Source organism: uncultured Parvibaculum sp. (genome assembly GCF_963975745.1).
GTDB lineage: Bacteria > Pseudomonadota > Alphaproteobacteria > Parvibaculales > Parvibaculaceae > Parvibaculum.
This window is the reverse complement of sequence record NZ_CAXBIB010000004.1, coordinates 95,171-119,522: the sequence shown is the minus strand read 5'-3', so window position 1 is coordinate 119,522 and position 24,352 is coordinate 95,171. Positions and strand designations below refer to the sequence as shown.

At 60.5% G+C, this 24,352-nt stretch carries 23 protein-coding genes and 1 tRNA gene; 9 read left to right on the top strand and 15 right to left on the bottom strand.

Annotated elements, in window-relative coordinates:
- Window positions 1-137 precede the first annotated feature (137 nt).
- On the bottom strand, window positions 138-2,882 hold the full coding sequence (locus tag AAC071_RS04765) for an ATP-dependent DNA helicase (protein ID WP_339830568.1): 2,745 nt from the start codon (window positions 2,880-2,882) through the stop codon (window positions 138-140).
- Window positions 2,883-3,000: 118 nt separating this feature from the next.
- On the bottom strand, window positions 3,001-4,068 hold the full coding sequence (locus AAC071_RS04760) for an RluA family pseudouridine synthase (protein ID WP_339830567.1): 1,068 nt from the start codon (window positions 4,066-4,068) through the stop codon (window positions 3,001-3,003).
- On the opposite strand from AAC071_RS04760, the gene AAC071_RS04755 reads away from it, so the two are divergent.
- Both AAC071_RS04755 and AAC071_RS04750 read left to right on the top strand, forming a co-directional pair.
- On the top strand, window positions 4,067-4,462 hold the full coding sequence (locus AAC071_RS04755) for a hypothetical protein (RefSeq protein WP_339830566.1): 396 nt from the start codon (window positions 4,067-4,069) through the stop codon (window positions 4,460-4,462). The two genes, AAC071_RS04760 and AAC071_RS04755, sit on opposite strands and share 2 nt — an antisense overlap.
- Window positions 4,463-5,798: 1,336 nt before the next feature.
- A tRNA-Glu gene (locus tag AAC071_RS04750) sits at window positions 5,799-5,873 on the top strand.
- 32 nt (window positions 5,874-5,905) lie between these two features.
- On the opposite strand, the gene AAC071_RS04745 is transcribed toward AAC071_RS04750, so the two are convergent.
- The 3 genes from AAC071_RS04745 to AAC071_RS04735 all read right to left on the bottom strand — a co-directional run bounded on the left by AAC071_RS04745 (window position 5,906) and on the right by AAC071_RS04735 (window position 7,859).
- Window positions 5,906-6,313, bottom strand: coding sequence for an MAPEG family protein (locus tag AAC071_RS04745; RefSeq protein WP_339830564.1), 408 nt, complete (start codon window positions 6,311-6,313; stop codon window positions 5,906-5,908).
- A gap of 116 nt (window positions 6,314-6,429) precedes the next feature.
- Complete coding sequence (locus tag AAC071_RS04740; protein ID WP_339830563.1) at window positions 6,430-7,134, bottom strand: hypothetical protein; 705 nt, start codon at window positions 7,132-7,134, stop codon at window positions 6,430-6,432.
- An 83-nt stretch (window positions 7,135-7,217) separates the two neighbouring features.
- A complete protein-coding gene (locus AAC071_RS04735) occupies window positions 7,218-7,859 on the bottom strand; it encodes a DUF1134 domain-containing protein (RefSeq protein WP_339830562.1) in 642 nt (213 codons plus the stop codon).
- A 169-nt stretch (window positions 7,860-8,028) separates the two neighbouring features.
- Between AAC071_RS04735 and AAC071_RS04730 the strand changes: the two genes are divergently transcribed.
- Genes AAC071_RS04730 through AAC071_RS04720 form a run of 3 tightly spaced genes read left to right on the top strand, consistent with a single transcriptional unit; the run spans window position 8,029 to window position 10,698 of the window.
- Window positions 8,029-10,104: a YdbH domain-containing protein gene (locus AAC071_RS04730; protein ID WP_339830560.1), complete on the top strand. Its 2,076-nt coding sequence runs from the start codon at window positions 8,029-8,031 to the stop codon at window positions 10,102-10,104.
- On the top strand, window positions 10,101-10,334 hold the full coding sequence (locus AAC071_RS04725) for a YnbE family lipoprotein (RefSeq protein ID WP_339830559.1): 234 nt from the start codon (window positions 10,101-10,103) through the stop codon (window positions 10,332-10,334). Before AAC071_RS04730 ends, AAC071_RS04725 begins: the two co-directional genes overlap by 4 nt.
- A 13-nt stretch (window positions 10,335-10,347) precedes the next feature.
- The gene (locus AAC071_RS04720) at window positions 10,348-10,698 is read left to right on the top strand and encodes a YdbL family protein (RefSeq protein ID WP_339830558.1); all 351 of its coding nucleotides are present in this window, start codon (window positions 10,348-10,350) and stop codon (window positions 10,696-10,698) included.
- 313 nt (window positions 10,699-11,011) lie between these two features.
- Here AAC071_RS04720 and cysQ read toward each other — a convergent pair whose 3' ends face one another.
- On the bottom strand, window positions 11,012-11,824 hold the full coding sequence (gene cysQ / locus AAC071_RS04715) for a 3'(2'),5'-bisphosphate nucleotidase CysQ (RefSeq protein ID WP_339830557.1): 813 nt from the start codon (window positions 11,822-11,824) through the stop codon (window positions 11,012-11,014).
- 170 nt (window positions 11,825-11,994) lie between these two features.
- Here cysQ and AAC071_RS04710 point away from each other — a divergent pair, with 170 nt between their 5' ends.
- Entirely contained in the window at window positions 11,995-12,657 is a 663-nt protein-coding gene (locus AAC071_RS04710) for a histidine phosphotransferase family protein (RefSeq protein WP_339830556.1), read from the top strand.
- Window positions 12,658-12,739: 82 nt separating this feature from the next.
- On the opposite strand, the gene AAC071_RS04705 is transcribed toward AAC071_RS04710, so the two are convergent.
- Window positions 12,740-13,447 (bottom strand): response regulator transcription factor, encoded by a 708-nt coding sequence (locus tag AAC071_RS04705; protein WP_339830555.1) that lies wholly within the window; start codon window positions 13,445-13,447, stop codon window positions 12,740-12,742.
- A 357-nt stretch (window positions 13,448-13,804) separates the two neighbouring features.
- On the opposite strand from AAC071_RS04705, the gene fliI reads away from it, so the two are divergent.
- The 3 genes from fliI (at window position 13,805) to AAC071_RS04690 (ending at window position 16,110) form a co-directional block, all read left to right on the top strand.
- On the top strand, window positions 13,805-15,139 hold the full coding sequence (fliI, locus tag AAC071_RS04700) for a flagellar protein export ATPase FliI (RefSeq protein ID WP_339830554.1): 1,335 nt from the start codon (window positions 13,805-13,807) through the stop codon (window positions 15,137-15,139).
- Window positions 15,139-15,549 (top strand): flagellar export protein FliJ, encoded by a 411-nt coding sequence (gene fliJ, locus AAC071_RS04695; protein WP_339830553.1) that lies wholly within the window; start codon window positions 15,139-15,141, stop codon window positions 15,547-15,549. The genes fliI and fliJ overlap by 1 nt, the downstream gene beginning before the upstream one ends.
- 75 nt (window positions 15,550-15,624) lie before the next feature.
- The gene (locus AAC071_RS04690; protein ID WP_339830551.1) at window positions 15,625-16,110 is read left to right on the top strand and encodes a YajQ family cyclic di-GMP-binding protein; all 486 of its coding nucleotides are present in this window, start codon (window positions 15,625-15,627) and stop codon (window positions 16,108-16,110) included.
- On the opposite strand, the gene AAC071_RS04685 is transcribed toward AAC071_RS04690, so the two are convergent.
- From AAC071_RS04685 to fliG, 8 genes are all read right to left on the bottom strand, one after another.
- Window positions 16,107-16,457 carry a hypothetical protein gene (locus AAC071_RS04685; RefSeq protein WP_339830550.1) on the bottom strand — a complete coding sequence of 117 codons (351 nt, stop codon included), beginning with the start codon at window positions 16,455-16,457 and terminating at the stop codon, window positions 16,107-16,109. The two genes, AAC071_RS04690 and AAC071_RS04685, sit on opposite strands and share 4 nt — an antisense overlap.
- A 172-nt stretch (window positions 16,458-16,629) precedes the next feature.
- Window positions 16,630-17,448 carry a MinD/ParA family protein gene (locus AAC071_RS04680; RefSeq protein ID WP_339830549.1) on the bottom strand — a complete coding sequence of 273 codons (819 nt, stop codon included), beginning with the start codon at window positions 17,446-17,448 and terminating at the stop codon, window positions 16,630-16,632.
- Complete coding sequence (locus AAC071_RS04675) at window positions 17,445-18,410, bottom strand: hypothetical protein (RefSeq protein ID WP_339830547.1); 966 nt, start codon at window positions 18,408-18,410, stop codon at window positions 17,445-17,447. The genes AAC071_RS04680 and AAC071_RS04675 overlap by 4 nt, the downstream gene beginning before the upstream one ends.
- Window positions 18,411-18,601: 191 nt before the next feature.
- Window positions 18,602-20,689: a flagellar biosynthesis protein FlhA gene (gene flhA / locus AAC071_RS04670; protein ID WP_339830687.1), complete on the bottom strand. Its 2,088-nt coding sequence runs from the start codon at window positions 20,687-20,689 to the stop codon at window positions 18,602-18,604.
- Between the two features lie 86 nt (window positions 20,690-20,775).
- Window positions 20,776-22,143 carry a sigma-54 dependent transcriptional regulator gene (locus AAC071_RS04665; RefSeq protein WP_339830545.1) on the bottom strand — a complete coding sequence of 456 codons (1,368 nt, stop codon included), beginning with the start codon at window positions 22,141-22,143 and terminating at the stop codon, window positions 20,776-20,778.
- Between the two features lie 64 nt (window positions 22,144-22,207).
- The gene (gene fliN, locus AAC071_RS04660) at window positions 22,208-22,567 is read right to left on the bottom strand and encodes a flagellar motor switch protein FliN (protein WP_339830543.1); all 360 of its coding nucleotides are present in this window, start codon (window positions 22,565-22,567) and stop codon (window positions 22,208-22,210) included.
- A 31-nt stretch (window positions 22,568-22,598) separates the two neighbouring features.
- Entirely contained in the window at window positions 22,599-23,288 is a 690-nt protein-coding gene (locus AAC071_RS04655; RefSeq protein WP_339830541.1) for a FliH/SctL family protein, read from the bottom strand.
- Window positions 23,289-23,316: 28 nt separating this feature from the next.
- A complete protein-coding gene (gene fliG / locus AAC071_RS04650; RefSeq protein ID WP_339830539.1) occupies window positions 23,317-24,342 on the bottom strand; it encodes a flagellar motor switch protein FliG in 1,026 nt (341 codons plus the stop codon).
- Window positions 24,343-24,352 lie beyond the last annotated feature (10 nt).

The window sequence follows — 24,352 nt, the reverse complement described above, 5'->3', positions numbered from 1 at the left end:
CCGCCCAGAACGACGGGAGAAAAGGGGGGAAGCGGGTAGCTAGTCTGCCCGAATCTGTTCAAATAGCCCAGTGGTTGGGATCTATCCCGATCAGACGCTACCTTCTTCGCAAGAACTGCCAGCCTAAGGGTGTTTGGTTAGGCGCGAGATGCACATAGACGCGCGAAGTCACAGCGTCCACATATCTGCTTTTTTGGATTGGCAGGAAACTCATTTTTGCGAAGTGCGCTCGCAGCGTCTTGGACTCGAGCCTTCACATCATCAACAAATACTTCGTCAACCGGCCGAGAGATACGATTCTGCTTATCCAATTCATATGTTTCAACGTAATCGGCATTTTTCCCGGTTAGGTCTCGATAGCCCAAAGCATAAATGTGTAATTGCGCTTCGGTTAGCTCCTGAGGCTGGGAGTCTTCGCTCGATTTAAGGTCGACGATTGCGATCTCGTCTGTATCTCTGCTTCTGACGAGATCGATTCTGCCAGCGACCGTTACGCCATCGCCAAGGCGGACTTCGACATTTTTCTCAGAGAACTCGATCTTGTTGAACTCCGCTTTTCGTTTTTCGATGTACTGTTCAATGACTTTCTCGGCTGATGCCATGAGTGTCCGGCGTAGCTCAGGATATGCGTAAGGAACGCGCATGTGCCGTTCCACGAGTTCTTTAGCCATTCCCGATTCTATTTCTTTGCCTTCAATCGCGCGCGCATGAAGCTCGGATAGCGCATCATGCAGTGACTTGCCATATCCCAAAGCTTCAGCGAGCGGTGCGTTAAACCCGTATAGAGTTCGCAGTTTGAATTGATAAGGGCATTCAAAGAAGTACTTGAGATCTGAAAAAGTCAGAACGACATCGGCGACCGATGATCGGGGTTGTGGTTCTCCGTGCTCTCTTGTGGCGTAGTCCACCGTCCGTCGTTTCACATATTTGGATTCAAGAACGTCAAACCAAAATTCTGACGGCTTAGCATAGAGCTGGTTTCCTGGAGTGGGTGCCGTGGTCATGTGTAGATGCTTCTGACTCCGAGTAACCGCGACATAAAACAATCGACGTTCGTCTTCAATCGACCCCAAGTAGCGTGCTTGTCCGATAACGCTTTCCTGTGGCAAAAGATGCCAGACTGACAACCCGCCTTGCCTTTTTCCCGGAAATCGATTTCTCACAAGCTGAGGTACAAAAACAACTGGCCATTGCAATCCTTTGGCCTTGTGCACTGTGACAATCTGCACTGCGTCCGGAGAAATAAAATTCTCCTCTATCGCGCCAACTTCGTACACGCGCTCAGCTTGATACTTGAGAAAATCTCTAAAGGATTCATACTTTTGGACGGGTGCAGAGTGAAAATTTATTGCCTCAAAGTCTGAGATAAGTTGGCTGAACTTTGCTAGGTTGTAAAAGACTGTCTCGCCTCTCCCGGCGGGAACTTTCTCTTCTGTTAGCTCTATGGTTTCGAGGAATGCAATGAACTGGCGCTGTATGTTGTAGACAGCGAATCGAACCTGATCGCTCTCGTTGACCATCTTCTCTCTGGTGACGACAAAGTCCGCTATCGTTTGTTTTAGAACTTTCTCGGAAACGCCTAGATCTGCTTTTATCCACGCATTCAGGACTTCTTCCTCCGAGGCCCCGTTCCCCATGAGATAAAATAATTGCCTGGCTGCTTCAGCTTCGACAGCGTCGAACAACGCGTTCATTCCCACTGAGACAAATGGGATGCCGGCCGCTCTTAGTGCTTCGCGAATTGGTTCGCCACTCACATTTGCTCTCAGCAACACGGACATATCAGACCACGAGATTGCGCGTCGTTGGCCTTCTTGATCGAGGACGTATGTGCCGCGTAGCGCACGACAGGTCTCGGCAATATGCGCCGCTTCCGCTTCTGGTGTGTCGAATTGAAGTGCTACGATGTCTCCGTCCTCATAGACTTGAGCCCTCGTGGAGCGCATCGTCTTTTCGAGACGTTCCTTGTTCTTTCGAATAATGAAATCCGCGACGCTTACAATGCCGTCACTAGAACGAAAGTTGTCTTCCAGACGAATATCGTCAGCAGGTTTGTAGCGATCTTTGAACGTCAGAATGTTTTGGACATCGCTTCCGCGCCACTGATAGATAGTTTGATCGTCGTCGCCAACGACCTTCACGTCTGCACCCAATTCAAAAAGCAGTTGAACCAAACGCTCTTGAATAGGATTCAGATCTTGATATTCATCTACGATAACGACCTTGAGTCTCTGTTTTAGTCGACCGCGCAGATGCTCATCGCTTTCTAGTGCGTGAATGGCCTCTTCAATGATCGCGGTGTAATCGAGATATCCTTTCTCGTGTAGTAGCGTTCGGTATTTTTCAAGGCCTGCGAACACACTATTGTTCTTGAGCATCTCAAAGTTGCAATCCGATTCTCGGAGAACCGATAGGGCTTGAATGTACACGTGTGTGTTTGTGTATCGGTGAAGTGGCTGCCCATCTAATTTAGTTGCTTCAGTTAGGCCGCTTTTCTTCGAGGTTCGATCTACGAGGAGCGTTTGTTGAACGTCGCTTAGAACCTCGTACTTGGCGAACTCAGGAACTTCATCCTTGAGAAGCGTTAAACAAAATCCATGAATTGTTCCGACGAACATCTCGGCTAAACCGATAATGTCTGGCGTCAATTCAAGCGTTCTATCTGTAATTCTTTGCTTTAGTTCTGCCGCTGCTTTTTCCGTGAATGTGAATGCAACTACATTTGCCGGAACCGCCGCGTGACTTTCCCCACTCTTCTTGGCAAGTAGGTTTGCGATCAGTTGAGCAACCACTTCTGTCTTGCCGGAACCCGCACATGCTATGAGCTGCAAGTTTCCATTCAGGTGCTGAGTTGCTTCGAGTTGTTTTTCCGTGAGAGCCATTGCGACCTCTGAGCTTGGAGTTCCTCTATACTCTCTTACTGGCACTCACTGTAGTTCGTCTGTCGAAAGCGTACATCATTGAAGGTTCTCAGTGATCGGATTTTTCTCTGAGATCTCCTCACCCCTCCAACGCCTCCACCAACGCCACCATATCCGCCGGCAATTCCGCATCGAAGCTCATCTTCGCCCCCGTCACCGGATGCTCGAAGCCCAGATGATGCGCGTGCAGCGCCTGGCGGTCGAGGCGGGCCAGCGCGGTTTGTGCGTTTACGGAGAGTTTGGCCTTGCGGCTTTTCATCCCCGTGCCATAGGTCGGGTCGCCCAGCAGCGGGTGGCCGATCGCGGTCATGTGGACGCGGATCTGGTGCGTGCGCCCCGTCTCGAGGCGGCATTCGACGCGGGAAACGAGCCCCCCGGCATATTCCGCCTTCACCGTGTAATGCGTGATGGCGATGCGGCCCGATGTGATGTCGTCGCCCTCTTCGTCCACACGCGGTTTCAGCGCCGCCATCTTCATGCGGTTGTGGCTCGAACGCGCGATATTGGCGTCGATGGTGCCGCGCTTCGGCGCCGGCACGCCCCAGACGAGGGCGGTGTAAGCGCGCGCGAGTTTGCCGTCGCGGCCATGCGCGGCGAATTGCGCGGCGAGCCCTTTGTGCGCGCGGTCGGTTTTCGCCACCACCATCAGCCCGCTCGTTTCCTTGTCGAGCCGGTGGACGATGCCCGGCCGCCGCTCGCCGCCGATCCCTGAAAGGCTGGCGCCGCAATGGGCGACAAGCGCGTTGACCAGCGTCATGTCGGGATTGCCGGGTGCCGGATGCACCACCAGCCCCGCCGGCTTCATCACCACGATCAGGTCGGCATCCTCGTAGAGAATCTCGAGCGGAATATCCTGGCCCTGCGGCTCGGCGTCGACCGGCGCGGGCAGCGTCACGCGCCAGCACTCGCCCTCCTTCACGCGCCGCGCCGGTTCGGCGACCGGTTTTGCGCCCGCGCCGGGCGCCTCCAGCGCCACATGGCCCTCAAGGATCAGCTGGCGCAGGCGCGCGCGCGAGGGCGCGGCGCCCGCTTCAAGCTTGCCTGCCAGGGCATCGGTGAGATACTTGTCGAGCCGCGCGCCGGCCGCTTCGGCGGCCACCGTCAGCAGGTGATTTTTCTCTTCGGGGTCAGGAGCGCTTTTCATCATGGGCGAGGATACAGCATCGGGCGGTCCTGTGCCGCCGCCGACCGGGCTCAACACGCCGCAAAACATCAAGCGGCTGAAATTCGTCGTGGCCGGTCTCGGCGCGCTGATGGTGCTGGGCTTTCTGGTCGTCGCCGTCACCATCGCCAACCGCGCCTCGCGGCTCGGTTCGGAGGATCGGGTGGCCGCGCCCACGGGCGGGCGTTTCGGCGTCTCGGAAATCGGCGTCGCGCCGGGCGAGCGCATCCGCGAGATCGTGCCGCTCGACGGCGACCGCCTCGCCGTCCATATCGCGTCCGAAGGCGGAGAAATGATCCTGATCCTCCATGCCCGCTCCGGCCAGGAGCTCGGCCGCATCCATCTCGTCCCCCGCTCCGGCTTCGCCGCGCGGGAGTGACGGGCAAGGGGCCGGCACGCGAAGGCGCGAAGACGCGAAGAATTTTTCACGCGGAGACGCGGAGGCGCGGAGAAGAAGCGTTTCACGCGAAGCCGCGAAGGCGCGAAGAAGAAAGATAAGGACTCACGCAGAGGCGCAGAGGTGCTGTGCCCTTGAGTCCGGCCGTGCCTCCACCTCTTTCATGATTGCGCCTGCGGCGCGAAGAAAAGAGAAGGGACTCACGCAGAGACGCAGAGGTGCTGTGCCCTTGAGTCCGGCCGTGCCTCTATCGTTTCAATGATTGCGCCTGCGGCGCGAAGAATCTTCCGGCGCGAAGCGCCATCAAATCTTCTCTTTCGTCGCTGCGGGTTCGTCCATCGGTTCGGCGTATGCCGGGATGACAAATCTGGTCGGGGCGACGCAGTGCCTGGCCCACATATTCGGAACCTCTGCGTCTCTGCGCCTCTGCGTGAGTCCCTTCTTCTTTCTTCGCGTCTTCGCGGCTTCGCGCCTTCGCGTGCACAATCTTTCTCTTCTCCGCGCCTCCGCGTCTCCGCGTGCAAAAAACAGCGGCTGCCCCGAACCCCGGGGATAAGTTTTTTCGCCGCCCGCACGCATCGCGGTGGCGGCGGTCGAAGCGGCATGGTCGTCAAAACCGGGGATATCTTTTTTCGCCGACCCCGCGCCCGCATCCGCCCCCGGGGACAAGTCGCGTCCGAAAGCGGGGATTACTTTTTTTCGCGCGCCGTCCGTCCGTCCGGCACGGGGGTTTGTGACAGTTCCGTGACAGTTCCGTGACAGAGGGGGGGTCTGCTGTCGCGCCGCGCTGCGCGCGCGCCGCGGAATCGGCCGCAAGCCCTTGGCGGCGCTCGGTTTTCGGGCGCGGCGGGCGATTTGTGACAGTTCAATGACAGATCGATGACAGTCAGTGCCGCGCCAGTGCCGGGGCACAGCGGTCAAGCGGCTGAAATCACTGGGATTTTCGGGGGGAGGGGGGGACCGCCAGCGCCGGGGGAGGAGGGAGGATGGCGCTGGCGGTAATCTGAAGCCGACGGTCGGGGAGGAGGTCGACCGGCGTTTCGTGAGATCAATATCCGGCTTTCGTGACAGATTGTCAACTGGATTTCTTGTGCGTTGCAATAATTTCACATAGTTTGCGATGCGTCTCAAACGCACCGTAAGTCATTGATATACCCGGCGTAATTCATATGAATGCGGAGAGGAAATCCGCGTTTTATCGCCCGGTGCGGTCGAATGACGCAGTGCGGCGGGTCGATATTAGGGCGTGTCCCCTAGACATTTTCGATAGGGCTTGCGCCGGATTCCGAACCGTCCTAGAAGGAGCGCCGCCTGCGCTGTCCCCTTCGTCTAGCGGTCAGGACGTCGCCCTCTCACGGCGAAAACAGGGGTTCGAGTCCCCTAGGGGACGCCATTTCTTCCTTTGAAATCAGTGGCTTCAAGTGCTCAGAGATAGAGCGCGACCGCCTGCATGCCGAGCGCGATCAGGGCGCCGATCAGCAGCACCGCCGTGGCCGCCAGGCCGATCGTGAAGCCGGTCGAGCGCTGCAGTGCCGCCGCGTAGTAGCCGCGGGCGTAAACCACTCTGCCGATTGGATAAATCACGCCGATCAGGGCGGCCCAGAGGTCGCCGACCGTCAGGGCGAAGAGCCAGAGCGAGGGCAGGAACAGCAACAGGCCCTCGGCGGTGTTGCCATGGACCCTCAGTACACGGAGGAAATCGTCGGGCCCGTCCATGCGCGGCGCCGGAACCCCATGTTTTCCGCGGGCTTTTCCGACCTGATAGGCCATCCAGAAATAGACCAGCAGGCAGATCAGCGTCACCAGTCCGGTCAGCGGATATGCAAAACCCATTGTCGATCCTCCCCAAGCCGTTGCTCAGACGAGCAAAGCAGCTTGTCGTGATTCCGGCAATGAAAAGAACGGGCTAGCGGGGGCGGCCGGGTGTCGGGCCGGGCCGGCGGGCTGTCTCAGGAGGCGACGCCGGCTTCCAGCGCGCGGATGCGGGCGGCCAGCGCCCGGTCGCCGAGATGGGCCTCGGCGGTCAGGCGGGTCTCGCTGTCGTCATCGGAATTTTCGGCTGAATCCTGCGGGTTTTCGTGGTCCATCCGGTGGATCGAGGCGGCGATTTCGGCCAGCGTCTGGCGGTCGGTTTCGCCCTCCTGGTCGGGATAGGGGGTCAGCGGGACCGCGGCGTCGGGCGCGGCCACGGGCTCTGCCGGGGCCAGGTCGGCGGCCAGGCGCGTTGCCGTTTCGCCAGCCGTTTCAAGGGCCTGGCGCGCCTCGTCCTGGTGGCGGCCGGCCGCGGTCAGCGCCGTGGCGAGGGCGGCGAATTCGCCGGCGAGCCGCTCGAGCTTGGCCTCGCGTGCCGCCAGCGCCGCGCGGGCGGCCGTCAGCTCGGCCTGCAACGAGGCGCTATCTTCTTGCAGGGCCTCGTTTTTCTGGTTCAGTGCCGCAATCTCGTTGTGCAGCGGCTCGAGTTCGCGGCGCTGCCGCGCCAGCAGCGCATCCAGCTCGGCGCTGCGGCCCGCATCGGCCGCATCCGGGTCGTTTTCGATGCCGAGCCGTCTTTCGGTGACCGTCACCGCGCGCCGCCAGACCAGCCGCGCGGTTGCCAGCGCAAACAGGGTCGCGATGAAAAAGCCAAGCGCCATCAGCATCAGGCTTTCGATCATGGGATCCTCTCAATCCTCGGCGGGCAGGGCGGAAAGCGGCGTCAGCCTGCCAGAAAATGCGCCCGGCATCCAGTTTGCGGGGTTCAGAAGGGCAGCCATTCGCGCGACTTTGTATATTTCAGATAGCCGACCGAGGCGCCCAGCCGCAGGCCGACGCCGGCGCGCATCGGCGCCAGGATCACCTCGTCGCGCTGCTGGTAGCTGACCGCGATCCCGCCGATCAGGAAGGCGCTGCCCTCAACCCCCGGAAAACGTTGATAGATCGCGTCGCCATTGGGCAGGTTGTAGACCAGCGTGAAGCTTTTCACCGCATTGCCGCCGAAGTCCCAGCCGGCGCTCGGGCCCTGCCAGTAGACCCGCTGGCGCGGGCCGCTTTTCATCACCAGCTCGCCCTGGCCGTAGCGCAGCCCCAGCACGAAGGCGCCGCCGGCCTCCTCGCCCTTGATATAGGCGTTGGGTTCGCCAAAGCGTTCGAAGACGCTGTGGACCGCGTCGGCCAGACCCTTGGAGACATCGCCGAAGAAATCGCCGGCCTCGCGAACGATCTCGTCTTCCGAATAGGTGCCGGAATTGCCTTTGACTTCAGGCGCTTGCTGGCCCTGGGCCTGGGCGGGCAGGGGCGCGAGCATGAGCATCGCCGCCAGCGCCAGCGTCAGCAGCCCCGTCAGCCCGCGGTGCGGCATCGTCCGGTCCAGTGTCGTCGTCGGGTTCCGGCCTTTGATCATCTTGCCCTTCCTTGCTGTGTTCCCGCCCGGCGGCTCTCGCGCCGCCATCGAATCGCCCCGAAATCGTGCGAAAGTCTAGCTCAAGTCCGAGAATCATGGGCGTCCGGGATGGCAAAACAGTGACGGCAAGAAGGCCAGTTGATGTGGTGCGGCGGCAGGGTGGCCGCGCATGCTGACGACATGGAGGCGCAATCTCGCCGCCGGCCTCGTGTTCTTGCTGCTGATTGCCGCCGCCGGCCTCGGCTGGCTCTGGCTCGAACGTGTCGCGGTCGCCGAACAGGCGATTGCCCGCGCCCTGGCCGAGCGCGGCATCGCGCCGGCAAGTTTCCGGGTCGGATTTCTGGGCCTGCAGAGCATTACGCTGGCCGATATCGAGATCGGCGATGGCGATATCCGTGCCGACCGCCTGACCGTCACCTATTCGGCCGGCGAACTGCTGTCCGGCCGCGTGCGGTCGATCGATGCCGGCGCGGTCCGGATGCAGCTCCGGGCCGACGAAAGCGGCGTTTCCTTCGGCGCGCTCGACCCGCTGTTGCGCGGCGATGCCGGTGGCGCCCTGTCGCTGCCGCCGATTACGGTCGAACAGGCCGAAATCGCGATCGAGAGCCCTGCGGGCGCATTCATGCTGACAGGGCCGATCATGGTGGCGCAGACCGGTTCCGCCATCGCGGTGTCTCTGCCCGGCGTTACCGTTGCCGAAGACGGTGCGCCGCGCATTGCACCGGTCGTTGCCGCCGGACGCGTGGATATGGACGAGGGCCGGCTTCAGTTCGATCTGACCTTGACCAATGCGGCGCCAGATGCGGCGGGGGTGGCGCTCGGCCGCGTCACGGGCGCCTATGACACGGTCAACGGCACGGGCGTCATGCATGCGGAAGGGGCGATCGATTTCGTCCGCGGCGGGCTGACGCCGCAAATGCTCGCTCCCGTCATTGCGCCCTATTATCTCGATGTGACCGGGGGCCTTACCTATCAAGCCGATATCACGCTGTCGCCGCAGGCAACATTCGTCACCGCCGACGCCCGGCTCGACCGCCTCTCGCTTCAGCAGACCGCCGCCGGCGCCGCATCCTTTTCCGGCCTTGTGCGCCTTTCAAAGGCATTCGGTGCGGATGTCCCGGCGCCGATGCGGCTGGGCCTCGATAATCTTCGGGTCGACGATCTGACGACGCCGCAACGATTTGCGCCGGTGCGCCTTGAAGGCGACGCCAAGCTTGCCGGCGCGGTGATCGACTGGCACTTCGTGGTTCGAAGCGCCTTGCCGAAAATTGCCGGCGCGCGCCTCGGCGATCTCACTGGCCGGTACGATCTGGAGGCGCAGAATGGCAATGCTCGCGCTGTCGGCACCGCCGCATTTTCGCCCGGCAAGGTCGAGCTGCAGACGCTGCTGCCGGTCTTGCGCGGCGCGGTTACCCGGATGAGCGGCAAGGCATCCTACATAGCGGATATTTCAATTGCCGAGGGCCGTGTTGCGAGTTCCGGCGAGGCCACGCTCAACAATGTCGGTTTTGTCACTTCGGCCGCCACATTCGAAGGGCTCAACGGAACGGTCAAGCTTGCGAGCCTCCTGCCGCCGCGCACACGCGGACCGCAGACACTCAGGTTGCGGATGCTTGAGGCGGGCTTGCCGATGAGCAACGGCGTCGTCGTTTTCAACATGGACAAGGACGGCTTGCACATCGTCGATGCGCGTTGGCCGTTCGCGGAGGGTCAGGTCGTGCTGGTTTCGAGCGGCAACGTGCTCGGCAGCGATGCGCGCTTCAATCTCGCGCTCGAAGGCATCGATCTTGCCGTCTTGCTTCAGACCATCGAGATACCGGGGCTCAGCGCAACAGGCCGGATCAGCGGCGCGATCCCGGTCGTTCTTCGTAACGGCGACCCGATTCTGCTCGATGGCGAGTTGGCTGCGGAGGAACGCGGCATCATCGTCTATCGCGGCGCCGGAACCGACATTGCGCCGGGCGAGGAAACAAAGCTGCTCGCCGATGCCCTGCGCAATTTTCACTACACGGAGTTGACGGGCGGACTTTCGGGCAATGCGAATGGCGATCTCGTGCTGCGGCTTGGACTGAAGGGCGCCAATCCCGATCTCTATGAGGGGTACCCCTTTGCAATCAATGTGACGCTTGAGGGATCGCTTGCAGACGTGATCAGGCGTGGTACCGTCGGTTTCCGGCCAATGGAATTCATCCGGGATCAATCCGCGCCGGCGGTCACGCCCCCAGCCGACAAGACGGGACCATGAATATTATCCAGACAGATGCCGCGACAAAGGACAGTTTCGGCCGCGTAAAAGCATTGGCCCTTGTGGCAGGCGCTGCGCTGCTTGCGGCGGGCTGCAATCCGACGGTCAAGATCGAGGCGCCGGACAAACCCATCGAGATCAATCTCAACGTCAAGATCGAGCAGGAAATTCGCATCAAGGTCGATCGCGATCTCGACCAGCTGCTTGCCGACAACCCCGACCTGTTCTGAGGAGCGGATTGACATGGCTCATTTTGCAAAATCATTTGTGGCGATGCTGGTTCTGCTGACCGGCCTGGCCTTCGTGCCATCCGCCTTCGCGATGGACCTCGATTCGGCCAAGGCGCAGGGTCTCGTGGGTGAGCGCCAGAACGGTTATGTCGGCATTGTGACCTCAAGCCCGACACCGGAACTTCGCAAGCTTGTCGACGACATCAACCTGCGCCGCCGGGCATCGTATCAGGAGATTGCGGCGCGCACGCCCGGCGCCTCCTTGAATGCTGTCGAGAGACTGGCGGCCGAAAAGCTGATCGCCAAGACGGTGTCCGGCCACTATGTCGAGAACGCCGCAGGGGTCTTCGTCAAGAAGCCCTGAGGCAGATGTCCCGATCCGGCACGGGCCGGGGCGGGCGGGCGTTCGAGAATCCTCGAATTCGTGTCGCGACGGCGCAGTCGAACCCGCTTTCCGGCGGCATGCCCGTTGCAGCGTGCTTTCACGATCAGCTCTCCGCCGGCAGAAATGTTAGGCGGGGTCGGCGCGGACCCCCGACGGTCGGGGGGCCAGTTCGCCGGTTCGCGCCGACCGAGCCGGTCACCATCCGACGGCCTCGACAGCACCAGACCCGGCCCGGCTCAGTGAGCCGGGCCGGGTCTCGGGGGCCATCTCCATCCAACGTCGAACGGATATTTCAGGCGGCGGCGCCGCGGGCCACGAAGAACGGATTGTCAAGGCCTCGTTCGACCTTGCCGTAGATCAATGGCGTGCCATCAAGTTGCGTCACAGACCCCCCGGCCGCTGCGAGCACAGCATGTCCTGCTGCCGTGTCCCATTCCATCGTGCGTCCGTGGCGCGGATAGAGGTCGGCTTCGCCGGCGGCGATCAGGCAGAATTTCAGCGACGAACCTGCGGCCCGGAATTCCTTGACGTTGTAGAGGTTCAGATATTCGTCGGTCTTCTGGTCGCGATGCGTACGGCTTGCGATCACGACAAGACCATCCGGAGCGGGCTTCCGGGCCGCGATGCGGTGCATCCTGTCGCCGACCTCGGTTGCATCGTGGCTCGCCGCGATCTTCTGCTCATAAGCCTCGCCGGGCCCATAGGCGAAAAACATGCGTTCCTTGGCCGGGGCATAGACAATTCCGGCCACCGGCAACCGGTCTTCAATCAGGGCGATATTGACGGTGAACTCGCCGTTCTTGCTGATGAACTCCTTGGTCCCGTCGAGTGGGTCCACCAGGAAGAACCGATGCCCGAAGGCGGGGATGTGGCCGGCCGCGGCCGCTTCTTCGGAAACGACCGGGATTTCAGGCGCGATGCGGCGCAGGCCGTCCAGGATAATGGCTTCGGCGTCATGATCGGCGGCGGTAACGGGACTGTTGTCGTCCTTGCGCACGACCTCCACGCCGGCATGGTAGTGATCCATGATGGCCGCGCCGGCCCTGATGGCAATTCGTCGCAATTCGTCGGTCAGGGCTGATTTGTCGGCAGTCGGGTTCGTCACGTTCGCTTCCTTCGATGATTCCTGCAAGGTCGGCGCGGAGAACAGCATTGGCCGGTGCGGCGGGTCAAGGCGCCAGTGGGGTCCTCATCCCGCCGGCTGCAGGCTGGCATTGTGTGCGGTGCAATGCTATCAGGCTTTGAGGACGTTCAGGGGTTGTGGGGCAATTCGAGATGAACGAAACAGACGAAGTCACTGCGCTGGAGCTTGCGGCGCTAATGTGCAGCCGCGTTTGCCATGATGTGATCAGCCCGGTTGGTGCGATCACAAACGGGCTTGAGGTGCTTGCCGAAGACGACGATCCGGAAATGAAGACCCATGCCATGGATCTCATTACCCGAAGTGCGGCCCAGGCTTCGGCCAAGCTGCAGTTTGCCCGGCTCTGCTTCGGTGCTGCGGGGTCGGCGGGTGCGGAACTCGACCTCCAGGATGCCCGCGGCGTTGCCGAGGGGCTGATGATGGGCGAAAAGGCGTCGCTTGTCTGGGATGCCCCTGTGGCAACCATGGGCAAGGACTATGTGAAGCTGCTTCTGAACATGATCCTGATCGGGATGGCTGCGATCCCGCGCGGCGGTGAAGTGGCCGTGTCGGTTGACGGCGACTTGTCCAAGCCGACCATCAAGGTTCGCTCGACCGGACAGGCCGCCCGGATTCCGGAAGAGACGGCCAAGTTTCTCGGCGGCCGCGCCGCGGACCGGTTCCTCGATGCGCGTGCGGCGCAACCCTACTTCACCGGCCTCGTGGCGCGCTCGCTCGGTCTGTCGATCGATGCGCGGATGGACGGCGACGCCTTTGTGGTCGAAGCGTCATTTGTTGAGGCCGGGGCGGGCGTCTGACACAGGACGCCGCCGCCCATACACGAAAAAGGGGCGTCCCCCCCGAGACGCCCCTTCAACGCAACAAGCGCGATATGCAGGTTCAGGCAGATGCCTTTGCCTGCATGGCACCCTCAGACGGGTCGCGCAGCACGTAGCCCCGGCCCCAGACCGTTTCGATGTAGTGATCGCCGCCGGTCGAAGCTGCGAGCTTCTTGCGGAGCTTGCAGATGAAGACGTCGATGATCTTGAGTTCGGGCTCATCCATGCCGCCATAGAGATGATTGAGGAACATCTCCTTGGTGAGCGTCGTGCCCTTGCGGAGCGAGAGCAGCTCCAGCATCTGGTATTCCTTGCCGGTCAAATGAACGCGGCTGCCTTCCACTTCGACGGTCTTGGTGTCGAGATTGACGGTCAGCTTGCCGGTGTTGATGACTGACTGCGAGTGACCCTTCGAGCGGCGGACCACGGCGTGAATGCGCGCCACCAATTCGTCCTTATGGAAAGGTTTGGTCATATAGTCGTCGGCGCCGAAGCCGAGCCCGCGAACCTTGTTCTCGATGCCGGCAAGGCCGGAAAGGATCAGGATCGGGGTCGATATCTTGCCGACACGAAGAGATTTCAGAACCTCATAACCGCTCATGTCCGGCAGGTTCAGGTCGAGCAGGATGATGTCGTAATCGTACAATTTGCCCAGATCGACCCCCTCTTCACCGAGGTCGGTCGTGTACACGTTGAAACCGTCCGATTTGAGCATCAGTTCGATGCTCTGCGCTGTGGCGCTATCGTCTTCTATGAGCAGAACTCGCATTGGTCCCCCTCTTCGGCGAATTGGGAGGGTCCCGATCGCCTGCAGCCCGGTTAATCCAGAATTCAGACCTTAAGGCGATTTGGTTAACAAAGGTTAATCGAAACGAAAAAAATTCAGGAAAATTTAGCCGACCTTTTCAACTTCCTGAAATTCGCCAGAACCGGACGGTTTTCGAGCCTGAGAGCCCCTATGGGCGCCGTCGGAAGGCTGGCGGTTCAGGGTTTACGCAGCCTTAAAGTCTTCGCGTCATCATCGCCTGATCAGGCCGGGTGGGTGCAAATCCGCAGGTCCGAATTCGTATTCCGAGAGAATGTCCGGGTCTGAAAAGGACCTGCATGTGAAGGGGGCTTCAGGCCTGTGCGAGCACTGTTGGCAGAAATCGGCAAGATTGCCGAAGTCGAACATTACGGCCGCGTCTTCAGCGTTCAGGGGCTGGTCGTCGAGGTCGCCGGCCCGCTTCACGCCATGGGTGTCGGCAGCCGGCTCGCCGTGACAAATCGTATGGGCGACGATGTGATCTGCGAGGTCGTCGGCTTTCGCGAAAATCGCGCCCTTTGCCTGCCCTTTGGATCGTTGTCAGGTATCGGCGTCGGCTGCAAGGCCGTCCTTTCTTCCGAGGAACCGCATATCTATCCATCGCGGGCCTGGCTTGGACGTGTTGTCAATGCCATGGGTCAGCCGATCGACGGCAAGGGACCAATCGCGCAGGGACACGAGCCCTATCCATTGCGGGCCTCGCCGCCTCCCGCTCACGCCCGGCAGCGGGTGCGCGGGAAAATCGACCTTGGCGTTCGTGCACTCAATACCTTCGCGACCTGCTGCCGTGGCCAGCGGATGGGCATTTTCGCCGGCTCCGGTGTCGGCAAGTCCGTGCTGCTGTCAATGCTGGCGCGGAACACTGCCTGCGATGTGGCCGTGATCGGCCTGATCGGCGAGCGTGGGCGCGAAGTACAGGAATTCATCGAAGACGATCTGGGTCCCGAAGGGCTGGCACGTTCGGTCGTGGTGGTCGCCACGTCCGACGAACCGGCGCTGATGCGCCGGCAGGCAGCCTATCTGACCCTTGCGCTGGCCGAATATTTCCGCGATCGCGACGAAGATGTGCTGTGCATGATGGACAGCGTCACGCGCTTTGCGATCGCGCAGCGCGAGATCGGACTATCGACGGGAGAACCGCCGACCGCCAAGGGCTATACACCGACTGTATTCGCCGAGCTGCCAAAGCTTCTTGAGCGGGCCGGTCCGGGTACGGGGCAGGGCAGCATAACGGGCCTTTTTACCGTGCTGGTCGACGGAGACGATCACAATGAGCCGGTCGCCGATGCGGTGCGGGCCATTCTCGACGGTCATATCGTGATGGAGCGCGCCATCGCCGAACGCGGACGCTATCCAGCCATCAACGTTCTCAAATCCGTCTCACGCACGATGCCGAACTGCAACGCACCGGACGAAAACGCTCTCATCAGCCGGGCTCGCACGTTAATGGCGACCTACAGCGACATGGAAGAATTGATCCGGCTGGGCGCCTATCGTCCCGGTTCCGACCCGCTGGTCGACGAGGCGATCCACTATCATGCCGCGCTGGAGGCCTATCTTTCGCAACGCAAGGACGAGGCGAGCGATCTCGCAACCGGTTATGCGGCTCTGGCGGAGATTCTGGCCAACAAGCCTGTTTCGGAGGAAATTGAGTGATGCGCAACCGCGAGTCTCTCATCCGTCTGCACAAGTTTCAGGTCGACGAAAAGCGCCGGAAAGTGGCCGAACTGGAGCTGATGCTTGGCGAATTCCGCCAACGTGAGCGCGATCTGGAAGCCCAGGTCGAGGCCGAGCAGCGCAAGGCCGGCATCTCCGATGTGGCGCACTTTGCCTATCCGATGTTTGCAAAATCGGTTCTGCGGCGGCGCGAAAACATTCTTGAGTCGATCGAGGGCATCGAGCGGCAGCTCGACACGGCGAAAGAAGAACTCGCCGATGCCTTTCGCGAACTCAAGAAGTACGAGCTTCTGGACGACAACAGGAAGCGCAAGATTCGCAAGGAAGCCATGCGGACCGAACAAAATGCGCTTGATGAAATCGCGTTGACGATACATCGCCGTCATTAGGATCCGGCACCGCTTTCCGACCGGCCAGAATCTGATCTAGAATGGCAGCCCGACATTTACAGAGCGGACCTGCCCATGCCCAGCTTCGACATTGTTTCCAAGACCGACTTTGCCGAGATCGACAACGCGCTGCAGAATGTGGCTCGCGAGATCGAGCAGCGATACGACTTCAAGGGGTCGCATTGCAAGGTGGAGCGGAAGGAGCAGGAGTTGACCATCCACGCCGACGACGACCTGAAGTTGAAGCAGATGCATGAACTGCTGCAGGGGCATCTGGCGCGACGAAAAATCGAGGCGGGTGTGCTCGATTACAGGGAGCCGGAAAAGGCTGCAGGTCAGAGCGTTCGCCAGAAGGTCGCGATCCGCAACGGAATCGAGAAGGATGTTGCCAAGCGTATCGTCAAGGACATCAAGGGATCGGGCCTGAAGGTGCAGGTCGCGATACAAGGCGACGAACTGCGTGTCTCGGGAAAGAAACGAGACGACCTCCAGGCCGTGATCCAGTTTGTGAAGGGGCTCGACGTCGAGCAGCCCCTTCAATACGAGAATTTTCGCGACTAGCCGCGGAACAAGATTCGCCGGACGAAGTAGATCAGACTGATCACGACCAGAAATCCGACGAAGCGGATGGCGACGAGTTGCAGTACGTCGATGTCGACGTAGCCCGTGAGAAGCTCCAGCGCCTTGCCGGCGACATCGCCCTCGCCGCGCGCGGCATAGGCCACACGCCCGATATTGACGAGTTCATGGATGATCGTCGCCCCGGCCGCGACCACAAGAATCCGTGTGTAGCGGCTCATCACGAATGCCGCGATCAAGGCGATCACGACCGCCTGAATTGTATTTACAGTGTCGAACCCCTGTCGCGCCAGGTCGAGCGCCTGATTGAGATATTCCGTGAGTTCCATCGAGTCCCCCTAAACTTTACCTCGCCGGAAGAGCCCCTCTTCCGGCACGATCCGCCAGCCCGTCTGCCACCATACGCATGGGTTCCAAGCGGTTCCGGCAGAGGTTAGACCAAAATGAGACAAGGTCTAGCGGTTTGCAGTGCAAAAAACGTCAGCCTGCGTCGCAAAACCGTCACAAGGGGTGCGCGGTTTTCTCCGGCAACCGGGGATTTCCGGCCGAAAGCGCAAGGATTTCTCTGGCGATTTTCTGTATTGCCTCGCTTGCCTTGGCCTGCGGATGGCGAAACAGGATGGGAGTCTGGTGCCGTATGGCGTCGCGAACGCTCTCATCGCGTGGTACGAAACCGATAAGCGGCGGGTTGATGCCAAGGAAATTGCGACATGCGTTGGTTAACGCCGCGTGGGTTCGGCGCGCATGATCCCGGTCATTCACCATATTGACCACAATGCGGATGTCGGCCCCTGGCTCCTGCATCGTCAGCAGTTTTACAAATGCATAGGCGTCCGTCAGCGATGTCGGCTCGTCGCTGACGAGCACGATCGTCATGCCGCCAACGGTGCAGAGCGACATCACTGACTGGTCGAGTCCGGCCGCCAGATCGGCCACGATATGGTCATAGGCATCGCCCAGGGCCAGAAGTCTGCTTGCGAGTCCGGCGATTTCCGGCCGTGTCAGTGCGCTGAGTACGCCGGATCCGGACTTTCCGGCCAGAATGTCGAAGACCCCGCCGGCATCTGCGCCACCCATCGATTGCGGCCGATACGTCGCAATCGCCTCTTCCAGTGCAACGCGCCCAGAAATGACGTCGCCGAGATCGCAGCGCGGCGAGAGCCCAAGCTGAACGTCGATATTGGCAAGACCGAGATCGCCGTCGAACAGCAGGACCCGCCGGTGCGCGCCGGCAAGGGCATGCGCAAGCGAGACGGAAAACCAGGTTTTTCCAACCCCTCCCTTTCCCGAAGCGACCTGGATCATGCGCGTAGGGTTCATGTCGATTGTCCGGTTCGGGGTTTCGCTGTCGCCGCAGCCGCAGCCGCTGTCGTGTCGGCAGGAATGCTTTCGCTCAATATCATGTGCGCACAGATGCTGGCGTTCATCTGTGCAAGTCCGCGGGCGAGATACGGCGTGACGCTGATCTGGGCGATCGCCATGCCCGATGCATCTGCCGCCGACAAAATGGGTCCGAGACGGCGTGCGATATCCATCTGCGTGGCGACAATGCGTCTTGCGCCAAGACGCGCGAATTCAATGGCGACCTCGCTCACCATATCGGAATCGCCCAGCGCCGAGAGAACCAGCACCGGTTCGACCCCGGCGGAAGAACGGGTGCATTCGATCATTTTTCGCAGCGCCGTGAGGTCGGCGCGATCGAACGGATTGATACTTGCCGTGTCGATGAAGCAAGGCCGCTCCGAACGATCGAAAGGAACGCCGGGAGACGGGTTGCCCTCGTCGAGCAACATCGCCAGCGCATCGACGCTGCCCGCACAACGGAGCTGAATACCGACGAGCTGTGCATAGGCCTCGCCTTGCGCAACGGCACCTGTTCGCGATGTGTCGGCCGTGAAGATGTCGGCAGGCGCACCGTCGACGATCGCGCGGGCTGCAAGCTTGGCAAGGGTGACGGTCTTGCCGGCGCCAGGCAGTCCGACTGCCATGACCGGTGTGTGGGGACGAATCGGCAATGGTTCAAACCCGAACCGGGTCTCGAGCGCACCGGCCAGTGCGGCAATAGCATCCCCGTTGTCGAAGGCCACCGCCGCGGCAATCAGGTCGCCTCTCAATGTCGCTGGAACAGCGTGTCTTTCCAGCGCTGCTGCAATCATCGATTTGTTGAAGGCCACGAACGGTGCATCCGCGTTTGCATCGATAGTTGCTGCACCGTGAAGACGCTGGCGCAGCATCTGTTCCAACCTGCTCTCGACGTCAAGCGGATCGTCGGCGTCCGGCATGAAATCCCGACCGATATGCGTGGCCGGTATGGTTTCGACGGCCGCCGTGACTTCGATCCGGCCGCTTCCGTTCTCGTGCGAAGCGACAATGATCGCATCGTCGCCGAGAGCATTGCGCACCTGCTCAATGGCGTCCGTCATCGAATCCGCGAGAAAGGTTCTCAGCCGCATGCGAGGAGACTTTTCCTAGATCACACTGTTCCCACGGTGCGCAGCCTGATGCGCGGATGGATTTCGTTCTGCGACATAACGAATGTCTGTGGCCGGAACCGTTCGATGATCGAACGAACATAGGGCCGAATACCAGGACTTGTGAGCAACACGGGAACTTCGCCGGCGCGGGCCGCCTCTTCAAACCGGTCGCGCATTGCCGAGATGAACTCCTGAAGCATTGAAGGCTGCATGGCAAGTTGCTTTTCTTCGCCCTGACCGATCAACGCTTCGGCAAATGCCTGCTCCCAGCGCGGCGAGAGCGTGACCAGCGGAACGGCATTGTCGGCATCCATATGTGCGGCACAGATCTGCCGGGCGAGACGGGCGCGCACGTGTTCGGTGATCAGCGTGAGACTCTGCGTGTGGCCGACCGCCTCCGCGATCCCTTCCATGATGGTGGGGAGGTCGCGAATCGAGATGCGTTCTGTCAGCAGGGTCTGGAGGACGCGCTGGATGCCCGTGATCGTTATCTGCGACGGCACAAGATCGTCGACCAGCTTCTTGTGTTCCTTGCCAAGCTCGTCGATCAGCTTCTGTACTTCCGCATAGGACAGCAGTTCGGCCATGTTGTCCTTGATGATTTCGGTCAGATGCGTCGTCAGGACCGTCGGCGGGTCGACGACCGTATAGCCACGGAAGGAGGCTTCCTCGCGCAAGCCTTCGTCGACCCATGTCGCCGGAAGCCCGAAGGCGGGTTCCGTCGTGTGCAGGCCGGGAAGCTGGATCTGGTCGCCGCGCGGATCCATCACCAGCAGCTGGCCGACATAGACGTCGCCGCGACCGGATTCGACTTCCTTGACGCGAATGACGTAGCTGTTGGCGTCGAGTTGAACATTGTCGAGGATTCTGACCGATGGCATGACGAAACCCATGTCGCTTGCGATCTGGCGCCGCAGGGCCTTGATCTGGTCGGTGAGCTTCTGGTGATCCTTGCCGTTGATCAACGGCAGCAGTGCATAGCCGATTTCCAGGCGCAGTTCGTCCATCCGCAAGGCAGTGCCGATTGGCTCCTCAGCCACGGGAACGGCCGCGGCTTCCCTTTCCTGCGCGTCGATGATGTCGTCGGCCGTCTTCTTTCTCGATTTCTTCAGATAGAAGGCAAGGCCGCCCGTGCCGCCCGCGAGCAGCAGGAAGGGAATGGCCGGGAGGCCCGGCAGCAAGGCCATGGTTCCCATCACGAAGGACGACATGCCCAGCGCCTGCGGGTAGCCCGAAAGCTGATCGAACAGCGCCTCGTCGGCCGCGCCTTCAACACCGGCTTTCGACACGAGCAGGCCGGCCGCGGTCGACACAATCAATGCGGGGATCTGGCTGACGAGACCGTCGCCGATCGTCAGCAGCGTATAGGTGTGAGCTGCATCGCCGAAGCTCAGGTCGTTCTGCGCGACCCCGATGACGATGCCACCGACAATATTGATGAAGGTAATCAGCAGACCGGCCACGGCGTCGCCGCGAACGAATTTGGAGGCACCGTCCATGGCGCCGAAGAACGAGCTCTCCTTTTCGAGATTGGAGCGCCGGGTGCGCGCCTCGTTCTCGTCGATCAGTCCGGCCGAGAGGTCGGCATCGATGGCCATCTGCTTGCCCGGCATCGCGTCGAGGGTGAAGCGTGCCGCGACTTCGGCGATACGTCCCGAGCCTTTCGTGATGACGACGAAGTTGACGATGACCAGGATTGCAAAGACGATAATCCCGATAATGAAGTTGCCCTGCATCACGAAGTTGCCGAAGGCTTCGATGACCTTGCCGGCGCTGTCGGTGCCTTCATGTCCCTGGCCGAGAATGAGGCGCGTCGAGGCCAGATTCAACGCCAGGCGCAGCATCGTCGCGATGAGGAGAACAGTCGGGAAAGCACTGAATTCCAGCGGCTTCTGGATGAACAGCGCCGTCATCAGCACAAGTACGGAAAATGTAATCGAGATTGCGAGCGAAAAGTCGAGCAGGAAGGCCGGCAGCGGCAGAATCAAGACGACGATGATCGCCATGACGCCAAAGGCCAGAGCGAGATCGCCCCGCTTGGCGAGATCGGCAAGGACAGCGCCGGGCGTTATGCCAAAGAGGTTCATGCCTCCGGCTGGTGCGGCCTTTGTTGCGGTCGAGCTCGTATCGCTCATCATAATTCTTTCAACGGGCGTTCAGAACGCCGGCGGGGTCAGCCGAATTGCGGACGGACTTCGCCCGGTGTCGGGATTGAAACGCCCTGCTCGCCATACTCCTTCAGCTTGTTGCGAAGGGTCCGGATCGAGATGCCGAGAATGTTGGCGGCATGCGTGCGGTTGCCGAGGCAGTGATCGAGCGTCTGCAGGATCAGATCCTGCTCGACCTCGGATACCGTCTTGCCGACAAAGGCCCGAGAGACGGAATCGGCGGCGGCTGCGGCCTTGTGTGCGATCCCGTCCAGATTCATGTCATCAAGGCGCGTTCCATCGGGAAGGCGGATTGCCTCGATGCCGATTTCGTCGCCGGTGGTCAGCAGCACGGCGCGGTGCATCGTGTTCTCGAGCTCGCGAACATTGCCCGTCCAGCGGTGATGGACAAGAAAGCGCCGCGCCTCGAGCGAAAGCGGCCGGGCAGGGAGACCGTTGCTGCGCGCGTAGCGCGTGGCGAAGTGTTCGGACAGGGCGATGATATCGGCCGGACGGTCTCGCAGCGGCGGAAGCTGCAGGTTGACCACGTTCAGCCGATAAAAGAGATCCTCGCGAAAGCGCCCCGCACGAGCCTCCGACTGCAGGTCGCGATTTGATGTGGCGATAATGCGGATATTGACCCTGACAGGACTCTTCCCGCCGACGCGATCGATCACACGCTCCTGGATCGCTCGCAACAGCTTCGCCTGAAGCCGAATATCCATCTCGCTGATTTCGTCGAGCAGCAATGTGCCGCCGTCGGCCTCCTCGAACTTGCCGATGCGCCGGGCAATTGCCCCGGTGAAGGCGCCCTTCTCATGGCCGAAAAGTTCGGACTCGAGCAGGTTTTCCGGAATGGCGGCGCAGTTGACGGAGATGAAGGGCTTGTCACGACGCAAGGAACGTCCATGGACATAATGGGCCATGACTTCCTTGCCGGTACCGGATTCACCCGTGATCAGGATGCTGGCTTCCGACGCAGCGACCTGATCGGCAAGTCTGACGACATCGCCCATTTTCGGATCCTGGAAAATCAGCGCATGGCTGTCTTCTGCGACGGCCGAAAGAACGGCGGCGATGAGTTCGGCGTCCGGCGGGAGCGGAATGTACTCCTTGGCACCGGCGCGTATCGCGTTGACCGCGGCGCGGGCATCCGTCTCGACACCGCAAGCGACGACCGGAATGCAGATATGTTCGCTTTGCAGCCGGAGAATGAGGTTGCCGATATCCGCAGCGACATCGACCATCATCAGGTCGGCACCGCGCCCCGAGCGCAACGTATCAATCGCCTGGTCGACCGTTTCCGTGTGTGTAACCTTGGCGCCCTTGGCCATCGCCATCTTGGTGGCGGTGGAGAGCTGCCCATTCAGGGTTCCGACGATCAGAAGGCGCATCAGCGGCTCCTCTACTTTCTTGATTCTGTACTTGTTTCTCGATGAGTTGACGTGGCGATCACGATCAGGTCACGCCACCTTTGACTATCTCGGTCATGGTGACGCCCAGTCGGTCGTCGACGACGACGACCTCTCCGCGCGCCACCAGCCGGTCATTGACATAGATGTCGATGGCTTCACCGATCTTGCGATCGAGCTCGACGATCGTGCCGCGCCCGAGCTTGAGCAAGTTCGATACTTCGATATGCGTCTTTCCGAGGACAGCGGAGACGTTGACGGGGACGTCGAACACGGCCTCAAGGTCGTGTGCTGAGCGAACAGCCTCATCGTCACCTTCCTCGACCTGCGCGTTCTCAGCCGCCGCGGGCAATTCCTCGGCATTTGCGAGATCTGGCAGGGCCATTTCTTCATCCTGATCGGCCATCGGATTGATTCCTTCGGAAAAGCACTCGGTTTCAGTTGTGGTCGCTGTCCGCCAGGCCAAATTCGGTCATGGCAAGCTTGGTATTGTCTTGTGCGGACAATGTCGCGACGTAGCGTCCGACAATCTCCGCGATTTCATTTTCAATATCTTCCCGGGATCGCGTAACCCCACCATCGGCCCACTCGACAACGCAGTCGCCGTCACTCATCTCAGGCTCACCGAGAAGGATGATGCGACCGGTCAGGCCCCGCTCCATCGCCATGTGATCTACGACATCTTTCAGCCGGTCAACAATTGCTGCTGATACACGCAACAGGATGTGTGGCTCGCGATTGAGATGGGAAAGGCAGTTACGAACGACGGCTTCGATTTCGGTTTCCGGCCGAGCTGCCATTGTGGCCGGGGCAAGCTTCGTTGCACATACAACGGCCAGTTGCACCGCCTCGGTCGTCAGAGATTTCGCATGAATGTCCATTGCCGCAAGCAGGCTTGCAGCGCTGGAGGCGAGTTCATTCAGCGCGGCATGAATCTGACTGTCGGCGTGTGCCCTGGCCTGGGCCTCACCTGCGGCAAACCCCGATGCATAGGCCTCGTTTCGCGCTTGTTCGACATCGTCCGCAGTGAGGCTACGATGAGTAGCCTTGTTAGCGACGGAACGCGACGCGGGAGCGTCGAACTGGGTGTCGAAAGTGAATTTCACGGCCTGCTTCATCTGATTCATCCGGCGTCCGGTAATGATCTTTCCGTTGTCAGTAGATCAGTTCATTGTCTGCGCCGTCGGCGGCGATCATGATCTCGCCGTTGTTGGCGAGATCCTTGGCGACATTGACCATGTTGGTCTGGGCTTCATCGACATCCTTCAATCGGACCGGTCCCATCAGTTCCATATCTTCGCGAAGGATCTTTCCGGCGCGCTCTGACATGTTCGCAAAGAACAGATCGCGGAGCGTGTCGGAGGCGCCCTTGAGAGCGATCGCAAGTTTATTCTTGTCGACTGCCCGCAACAGAGTCTGAACGGAGCCCGGATCCAGTCGGCCGAGATCTTCGAAAGTGAACATCAACGCCTTGATGCGATCAGCCGACTCGCGGGCTCGTTCTTCCAGTGCCGCGAGGAACCGGCCTTCAGTCTGGCGATCGAAATTGTTGAATATCTCGGCCATGAGTTCGTGGCTGTCCCGCCGATTCGAGCGCGAAAGGGTCGACATGAATTCCGAACGGAGAGTCTGCTCAACCTTGTCGAGTATCTCCTTCTGAACGGACTCCATGCGCAACATGCGTGTGACGACTTCCAGCGCGAAGTCTTCCGGGAGATTGCCCAGGACGCGCGCAGCATGCTCGGGGCGAATCTTGGTGAGAACGACGGCGACTGTCTGGGGGTACTCGTTCTTCAGATAAGTCGCGAGAACGGTCTCATTCACGTTGCCGAGTTTTTCCCACATCGTGCGACCTGCGGGTCCACGAATTTCGTCCATAACGGATCCGACGCGGTCTTCCGGCAGAAAACGCAGAAGGAGCCGTTCGGTCGATTCATAGGAGCCGACAAGTGCGCCGGTCCCTGAAACCTTGGAGGCAAATTCGACGAGAAGCTTTTCGACCGACCCGGCCTGGACCGTGCCGAGCGACGACATGATCTGGGAGAGTTCCCGAATTTCGTCATCGTCGAACATTTTCCAGAGCGGGGCCGCATCGTCCGCGCCAAGCGCGAGCATGAAGATCGCGGCCTTCTGGGGTCCGGAAAGCGTTTTTTCGTCTTTTATTTTCGGTGCAGTCGCCAATGGTCTGTCC

Bases quoted from the DNA above. Each gene is read 5' to 3' on its own strand.
- AAC071_RS04680 (WP_339830549.1), bottom strand. From the start codon at position 17,448: ATGAACCCTACGCGCATGATCCAGGTCGCTTCGGGAAAGGGAGGGGTT.
- AAC071_RS04675 (WP_339830547.1), bottom strand. From the start codon at position 18,410: ATGCCGGACGCCGACGATCCGCTTGACGTCGAGAGCAGGTTGGAACAG.
- AAC071_RS04710 (WP_339830556.1), top strand. From the start codon at position 11,995: ATGAACGAAACAGACGAAGTCACTGCGCTGGAGCTTGCGGCGCTAATG.
- AAC071_RS04765 (WP_339830568.1), bottom strand. From the start codon at position 2,882: ATGGCTCTCACGGAAAAACAACTCGAAGCAACTCAGCACCTGAATGGA.
- AAC071_RS04735 (WP_339830562.1), bottom strand. From the start codon at position 7,859: ATGATCAAAGGCCGGAACCCGACGACGACACTGGACCGGACGATGCCG.
- AAC071_RS04760 (WP_339830567.1), bottom strand. From the start codon at position 4,068: ATGATGAAAAGCGCTCCTGACCCCGAAGAGAAAAATCACCTGCTGACG.
- AAC071_RS04690 (WP_339830551.1), top strand. From the start codon at position 15,625: ATGCCCAGCTTCGACATTGTTTCCAAGACCGACTTTGCCGAGATCGAC.
- AAC071_RS04725 (WP_339830559.1), top strand. From the start codon at position 10,101: ATGAATATTATCCAGACAGATGCCGCGACAAAGGACAGTTTCGGCCGC.
- AAC071_RS04665 (WP_339830545.1), bottom strand. From the start codon at position 22,143: ATGCGCCTTCTGATCGTCGGAACCCTGAATGGGCAGCTCTCCACCGCC.
- AAC071_RS04745 (WP_339830564.1), bottom strand. From the start codon at position 6,313: ATGGGTTTTGCATATCCGCTGACCGGACTGGTGACGCTGATCTGCCTG.
- AAC071_RS04740 (WP_339830563.1), bottom strand. From the start codon at position 7,134: ATGATCGAAAGCCTGATGCTGATGGCGCTTGGCTTTTTCATCGCGACC.
- AAC071_RS04685 (WP_339830550.1), bottom strand. From the start codon at position 16,457: ATGGAACTCACGGAATATCTCAATCAGGCGCTCGACCTGGCGCGACAG.
- fliN (WP_339830543.1), bottom strand. From the start codon at position 22,567: ATGGCCGATCAGGATGAAGAAATGGCCCTGCCAGATCTCGCAAATGCC.
- AAC071_RS04730 (WP_339830560.1), top strand. From the start codon at position 8,029: ATGCTGACGACATGGAGGCGCAATCTCGCCGCCGGCCTCGTGTTCTTG.
- AAC071_RS04705 (WP_339830555.1), bottom strand. From the start codon at position 13,447: ATGCGAGTTCTGCTCATAGAAGACGATAGCGCCACAGCGCAGAGCATC.
- AAC071_RS04720 (WP_339830558.1), top strand. From the start codon at position 10,348: ATGGCTCATTTTGCAAAATCATTTGTGGCGATGCTGGTTCTGCTGACC.
- fliJ (WP_339830553.1), top strand. From the start codon at position 15,139: ATGCGCAACCGCGAGTCTCTCATCCGTCTGCACAAGTTTCAGGTCGAC.
- AAC071_RS04655 (WP_339830541.1), bottom strand. From the start codon at position 23,288: ATGAATCAGATGAAGCAGGCCGTGAAATTCACTTTCGACACCCAGTTC.
- flhA (WP_339830687.1), bottom strand. From the start codon at position 20,689: ATGAACCTCTTTGGCATAACGCCCGGCGCTGTCCTTGCCGATCTCGCC.
- AAC071_RS04755 (WP_339830566.1), top strand. From the start codon at position 4,067: ATGGGCGAGGATACAGCATCGGGCGGTCCTGTGCCGCCGCCGACCGGG.